A 6,660-nucleotide genomic window follows, 5' to 3' on the forward strand; every position below is an offset into this window, starting at 1 on the left:
GAGCCGGCGACCGCAGCCGTCACCAGGTCAGTCGCTGGCGCACGCCGAGGCACAGGTCGAACCGCAGGTGTCGCTCGTGTCGCACGCCCGGATCGTGTATCCGGGCGCCGCCTCGACCGTCACCTGCACATCGAGCTGAAACTCGTCCAGCAGGCCGAGCGGTGTCGCCTCGGTCCGCTCCAGAACCGCACTCGCGGAACCACCAAGCGTCATGGTCATCAACCCCTTCGAAGGAGGAAACAGGGCAACGCCCCGAGGGCGCGCCGTAACGATGCTCCGTCCCGGCCCGTGAACCATTCCCACCAGTCAGAATCTTTGGCTTCGCGCTCCGGGTGGCGCTTGACCTGCGAAAACAGGGTCCGCGAGCCCTCCACGTTCGGCGATCGGCCAGGGCTTGACGACGAAACGTTCGTGAGCCACGAATCGCCGCGGCACACACGGCGGCTGTCACCCTTACGAAGGAGATCTTTTGTCTACCAGCGTCCAAGATCGATGCTGCCCCCCGTCGTGGGGTCAACGACGCCGTTCGCACTGCGGGGGCACAAGGCCGGCAGCCTCGGCCATTTCGTCGATCTCTCGGGCCACAGGGACCGCATCTGTCCTGGATACATCCGGACGGTGCGAGGAACCGTTCCAGCGACTCCTGCTCGTAGGTCACGTCGTAGGGCCCCGTCGCCGGGCTGCCCGGGGGTAAACGGTCGGTGGTGGTCCGTAGAGTTGCGCCGATCGGTCCGTGCCCGTGGCCGAGGAGGGCGGTGCGTCATGACTCGCTGGTTCAACACGGCTGGTCCGTGCGACCCGGCGCTTCATTACATGATCCCGGCGTCGGCCCGGCTGCCGGACGTGCCCGGCCTCGTGGCGCGGCACGGCTACTTCGTCGTGCACGCTCCCCGGCAGACGGGGAAGACGACGACGCTGCGGACGCTCGCCCAGGAACTGACCGCGACCGGCCGATACGCGGCGGTGCTGACCTCCTGCGAGCCCGGGAGGCCCTGGGCGGAGGACGTCGCCGCGGCCGAACGCGCCATCCTCCGGACGCTGGGGGACAAGACCGCCGACGCCCTGCCCGCCGAGCTCCGCCCGCCGGCCTGGCCGGAGGCACCCGCCGGGGCGGTGCTGAGCAGCGGGCTCACGGCCTGGTCGAGGGTTTGCCCGCGGCCGGTGGTGCTCTTCCTTGACGAGATCGACGCCCTGGAAGGCCGCACGCTGATCAGCGTGCTCAGCCAGCTGCGCAGCGGCGCCACCGAACGGCCAGCGAACTTCCCCATGTCGGTCGCCATCTGTGGCCTGCGCGACCTTCGCGATTGCCACCCCCGAAATCGCTTCGCGATTCCGCGGGTCCCCGGGACTGCCTCTGGCGGAAACGCCAACCGCCTGGGCGGTCCCAGCCCCTTCAACATCATCGTCAAGTCGCTACGACTCGGGAACTTCACCCCCCACGAGATCGGTGAACTCTACGGCCAGCACACCGCCGACACTGGGCAGCCGTTCACCGACCGGGCGGTCGAGCGGGCGTTCGAACTGACCGACGGACAGCCCTGGCTGGTCAACGCGCTCGCGAACGAGATCATCGTCGAGATGGCGGTGACGCCACCGACCCCCATCACCGCCGCGCACGTGGAGAAGGCAGCCGAGCGCCTCATCCAGGCCCGAGCCACCCACCTGGACTCGCTGGTCGACAAGCTCAACGATCCCCGGGTCCGCGCCATCATCGAACCACTGATCACCGGCACCCCGCCAACGCAGCGACCGAAGAACGACGACATCCAGTACGTCCGCGACCTCGGCCTGCTCGCCCAAGACGCGCCGGTCCGCCCAGCTAACCCGATCTACAACGAGGTCATCGTCCGGGCCCTGACCGACGGTGTCCTGGAATACGCCACCGGCGTCCCCCGCCCCCGCGCCTATGTGCTTCCCGACGGCCGGATGGACTTCACCCGGCTCCTCACCGAGTTCGCCGCCTTCTGGACGGCCAACGGCGACATCCTCGTCTCGCAGCAGATCTACCACGAGGCCGCGCCTCATCTCGTTCTCCAGGCGTACCTGCAGCGGGTGGTGAACGGTGGTGGCACCGTCCTGCGCGAGTACGGCGTGGGCCGGGGCCGGCTCGACCTCCTCGTCACCTGGCCCTACCGCGGTCCCGAGGGCGCCGGGGCCGTGCAGCGCCAGGCCCTCGAGCTCAAGGTCCGCGCCGAGGGCGACGCCGACCCCCTCGGCTCCGCACTCGTCCAGCTCGACGGCTACCTCGACCGCCTCGGCTCGACACCGGCGCCCTGCTCCTGTTCGACCGCCGGCCGACGGCTCCCCCCATCCACGAGCGCACGACCATCACCGCCACGACCAGCCCAGCCGGCCGCCCGATCACCCTGTTCCAGGGTTAGCGCCGAGGGGCTCCAGGGGCAGCGCCGGGCTTCGCCCACCGTCATCGCGTTCCCCGGCGCCTGCCCACTCCAGCCGGGCAGGCGCCGGAAGTTACCCCTCACCAGCTCCAGCCCTGGTCGGCCACGAAATCGATCAATCTGAGGCAGGGTACGCCGAGCGCCGCGCACACGTCCGGTATTCGTGGCCGTTCGATACTTCCGCTCATGCTCTCTTCGGTGACAACGATTCCACCGACCGCGAGGGCGAGCCCGATCACAAAGGGATCCGCGCCGTTCCGGCCACCGCCCTTTCCCATCATCTTGGGATGCGAGGCGAGTACCGTCTTCGTCGCCTGCTGGATCTCGAGCCCGAGCGCGACGAACAAATCGCTCTGGAGGCTGGCCCACGTATTCACCTCGTCGTCGCGCTTGGCCAGCTCGTCCCTGACGACATCGACCGCCCGGATGTCACCGGCCGCGATCATCTCCTCGACATTGCGCCAGAGCGATGGGAAGACCGCGGGAGGCAGCAGGTCACGTCGCCCGTTGATCAGCGCGCTGGTGTCGAATGAATAAAATGACATCCGTCATGCCGGCAGCCGAACTGCTGCCTCCTCTGCCAGCTTCGATATCTGCCCCACCTTCGCGTTGAGATAGGTGGCGGCCGTGTAACTGTCGATGACCCGCCGGCGGTGTGCATCCGCTACTCGACGCACGTAGCCTTTTCCCAGGTCGCGCGCGGCGTTCCGGTACCAGTTGCCACCGCCCCGGCTGCGGTCGGAGTCCGCCTCGTACGCGGCGATGAACTGCGGCCGTCGGGCCTCGTAGAGTTCCCTGCTCGCGCGGCCGAGGGTGACCAGCCGCCGCAGAAATGCCTCGGCACTCACTCCGAACGGGGCAGCGGCCCTCCGGAGGGCCACATAGTCCCACTGTTCGTCCACCTCGCCGTGGCCTGTCGACTCCAGCCAGGAGATCACGGTCTCGGCCGGCATCAGGGCCGCGGCCGCCACCGCGTTGCACCGGGCTTCCAGCCACCGGTCGGCTGTCGTCTCACGCTGGTTGGTGACCATGTCGCACAGCCCGCCGGTGTGCAGAAGAAGGTGCGCGTACTCATGCAGCAGAGAGAACAGCCGGCCACGGGGTGCGTCGCTTCCGTTCAACATGATGACCGGGTACTGGTCGAAGTAGAGCGAAAACGCCCTCATCTCCCGGGTCAGCACTCGACCCTGCGACGTCGACATGACGAGGATGCCGGCATCCTCCGCAGCTGACGTCCAGTAATTGAGGGCGTCGTACTCCGTGCCGGTCACTGGCGGCGAGGCGGGCTGGGTTGTCGTCAGGACGTGGCGCGCGAAGGCGCCGATTCTCTCCTCATCGTCCCCCTCGGCGACGGCGGCCGTGTTCCAGATGGTGGGCGGCGGTCGCTCATCGATCTCAGCCAGTTCCAGCGCGTGGTCTCGCTGGGCAAGCGCCCTCCGGTACTCCGCGTGTAGCTCGGGTGACCATTCCCGGTCCACTCCAGCGTCTAGTCGCCGGAAGTCGCGCATCGCGTCGAACGAGTGAGGTGGCGCAGGCAGGAAGAAGACGCCCAACGGACGCTTGTAGGCGACCGCAGCCGCACGCAGCTGCGCAATCGTGGGCTGCACGGTGCCGGCTTCCCACTCGTCGACGCGCCCGTCCGGAACGCCAATCCGGCGTGCGGCCGCGATCGGTGTCAACCCGATCGAGAGGCGAGCCCACCGCAGAACCGAGGGTTCGACGAGCGCGGGAATCGACTGCGCCATACCACCATCGCCATCCCCTCGGCCGCAGGTACAGGACAAGACATGTGACCACTTTCCCGAACGAGCCTAGCGTGATTGCGCCGGCCCGACGATCAGCCACACTCCTCTCTCTTGTCTCTTGTCCCCACGCGCGGGCATGAACGATCAGTGACGGCTCAGATGCTATCGGCTTGGCTCGCGCAAGGCCAGCGCCGATGGGGCGTCAGACGGTGAAGGTAGCCTGCGACACAACGCGGTATGTTTGGCTGTCGCGCAGGCAAAGCAGTCCCAAGTACTCGCACGACCGGAATTCGGGGGGCCGAATGACCAGCCCGTCGCCTCAGCCGCTGCTGCGCGACGTCATCGACATCCCGGAGCGGACGTCGGACAGCGACTTCGTCCTCAAGCTCACCGAGGGTGTCGCCGACGCGGCCGCGACGATGCGCGACTATGTGCTGACCGACCGGCTGGTGCACAACTTCGACGAGGCGCTCGGCCTGATCGCGCAGGCGGTGGGCACCGGGGCGTCCAAGGGCGTCTACCTGCACGGCTCGTTCGGCTCCGGCAAGTCGCACTTCATGGCGGTGCTGCACGCGCTGCTGCGCGGCGAGCCCGCCGCGCGGGCGCTCGACGACCTGGCCGCCGTGCTCGGCAAGCATGACGGCGAACTGGCCGGCAAGAAGTTCCTGCTCGTCCCGTTCCACCTGCTGGGCGCGAAGTCCATCGAGCAGCGGGTTCTCGGCGGCTACGCCGACCGGCTGCGCACGCTGCACCCCGAGGCGCCGATCCCGGCGGTGCACCGGGCCGAGGCGTTACTCGACGAGGCCCGCGGCCTGCGCGCGAAGGTCGGCGACGCGGCCTTCCTCACGGAGCTGAACCGCGCGGGCTCGGGCGGCGGCGAGGATAACGAGTGGGGCAACGACGCGTCCTGGACGGCCGCCGAGCTGGACGCGGCCCTGACCCCGACCGGTGCGGACGCGGCGGCGCGCCGCCGGCTCACCTCCGACCTGCTCTCGACCTGGTTCCCGAACACCTACCGTGACCTGCGCGAGGACGCCGAGGGCTTCATCTCCCTCGACCAGGGCCTGAGCGAGATCGCCCGGCACGCGAAGGAGCTGGGCTACGACGCGGTCATCCTGTTCCTCGACGAGCTGATCCTCTGGCTCGCGAACAACATGGGTGACCAGGGGTTCGTCTCCCGGGAGGTCCAGAAGGTCACGAACTTCGTCGAGGGTGGGCTCGGCGCCCGGCCCATCCCGGTTGTCAGCTTCATCGCCCGGCAGCGCGACTTACGGGAGCTGGTCGGCGAGTCGATCGCCGGCGACGTCCGGCTGAGCTTCCTCGACGTGCTCACCTTGGCTGACGGCCGGTTCGATAAGATCATCCTGGAGGACCGCAACCTGCCGCTGATCGCCAACCGGCGGCTGCTGCGCGCGAAGGACACCGCCGCGGCGGCCCAGATCGAGAAGGCGTTCGAGACGACGGCGAAGGTCCGCGCCGAGGTGTGGGACACGATGCTCGGTGGCAGCGCCCAGCTCGGCGCCGACCGGGACGCGTTCAGGCTCTCCTACCCGTTCAGCCCGGCGTTCATGGACACCCTCGTCCACGTCTCCGCCGCCCTGCAGCGCAACCGGACCGCGCTCAAACTCATGCGCCAGCTGCTCGTCGCGCAGCGGGACGAACTGCGCCTGGGCCAGGTCATCGCGCTGGGCGATCTGTGGGACGTCATCACCCGGGGCGGGGACGCCCCGTTCACCGACGTGCTCAAGGCCGAGTTCGAGGCGGCGCAGCGGCTCTACAACCGCAAGCTGCGCCCGTTCCTGCTCGACACGGAGGGCCTCGACGAGGACATCCTCGCCCGGGTGCGCCGCGCCCAGGCGACCCGCGCCGCCGTCGACGGGGAGCTGGCCGTCAAGGTCCGCCGCTTCACCGCCGACGACCGGCTGGTCAAGACCCTGCTGCTCGCCGCGCTGGCGCCGAGCGTGCCGGCGCTGCGCAACCTGACGCCGCGGCGGCTCTCCGCGCTCAACCACGGCAGCATCACGAGCCCGATCCCGGGCGGCGAGGCCGGCGTCGTCGGCAAGAAGGTCGAACGCTGGGCCGGCCAGTTCGGCGAGATCAAGTACCTGCCAGTCGAAGGTGGCGATCCCGGCGTCGGCCTGGAGCTGGTCGACGTCGAGATCGACGGTATCCTGAGCCAGACGACCGCCTACGACAGCGGCGGCAACCGCCGCGCCCTGGTCAGGAAGCTGCTCGTCGAGGAGCTCGGCGTCACCGTCACCGACGATGCCTACGGCGACCGGCTCGACCTGGTGTGGCGAGGCTCCAGGCGCTCCACCGAGGTCATCTTCGGCTCGCTGCGCGGCTCGGACCTGCGTGACGACCAGCTGGAACCGGTCGATCCCCAGACGTGGCGGCTGGTGATCGACTACCCGTTCGACGACGCCGGCAGGCCGCCGGTGGACGCGCGGGCCCGGGTCGAACGGCTGCGTGGCCGTGGGACGCCGCACCGGGCGGTCTGCTGGATCCCGGCGGAC

Annotated in this window: 4 protein-coding genes and 1 pseudogene; 2 read left to right on the top strand and 3 right to left on the bottom strand. The window is 69.1% G+C overall.

Annotated elements, in window-relative coordinates; all coding sequences use genetic code 11:
* Positions 1-27: 27 nt before the first annotated feature.
* Complete coding sequence (locus MJ785_RS18245) at positions 28-219, bottom strand: FxLD family lanthipeptide (RefSeq protein WP_239340351.1); 192 nt, start codon at positions 217-219, stop codon at positions 28-30.
* A 543-nt stretch (positions 220-762) separates the two neighbouring features.
* On the opposite strand from MJ785_RS18245, the gene MJ785_RS18250 reads away from it, so the two are divergent.
* Positions 763-2,523 (top strand): ATP-binding protein, encoded by a 1,761-nt coding sequence (locus tag MJ785_RS18250; RefSeq protein ID WP_239381954.1) that lies wholly within the window; start codon positions 763-765, stop codon positions 2,521-2,523.
* Here MJ785_RS18250 and MJ785_RS18255 read toward each other — a convergent pair.
* Both MJ785_RS18255 and MJ785_RS18260 read right to left on the bottom strand, forming a co-directional pair.
* Complete coding sequence (locus tag MJ785_RS18255) at positions 2,480-2,944, bottom strand: DUF4411 family protein (RefSeq protein ID WP_239381956.1); 465 nt, start codon at positions 2,942-2,944, stop codon at positions 2,480-2,482. The two genes, MJ785_RS18250 and MJ785_RS18255, sit on opposite strands and share 44 nt — an antisense overlap.
* 3 nt (positions 2,945-2,947) lie before the next feature.
* Complete coding sequence (locus MJ785_RS18260; protein WP_239311430.1) at positions 2,948-4,144, bottom strand: XRE family transcriptional regulator; 1,197 nt, start codon at positions 4,142-4,144, stop codon at positions 2,948-2,950.
* Positions 4,145-4,446: 302 nt separating this feature from the next.
* Between MJ785_RS18260 and MJ785_RS18265 the strand changes: the two are divergent.
* Positions 4,447-6,660: pseudogene (locus MJ785_RS18265) on the top strand (phage resistance protein); the annotation flags it as partial.

Source organism: Protofrankia sp. CiT1 (assembly GCF_917627335.1).
Taxonomy (GTDB): domain Bacteria; phylum Actinomycetota; class Actinomycetes; order Frankiales; family Frankiaceae; genus Protofrankia.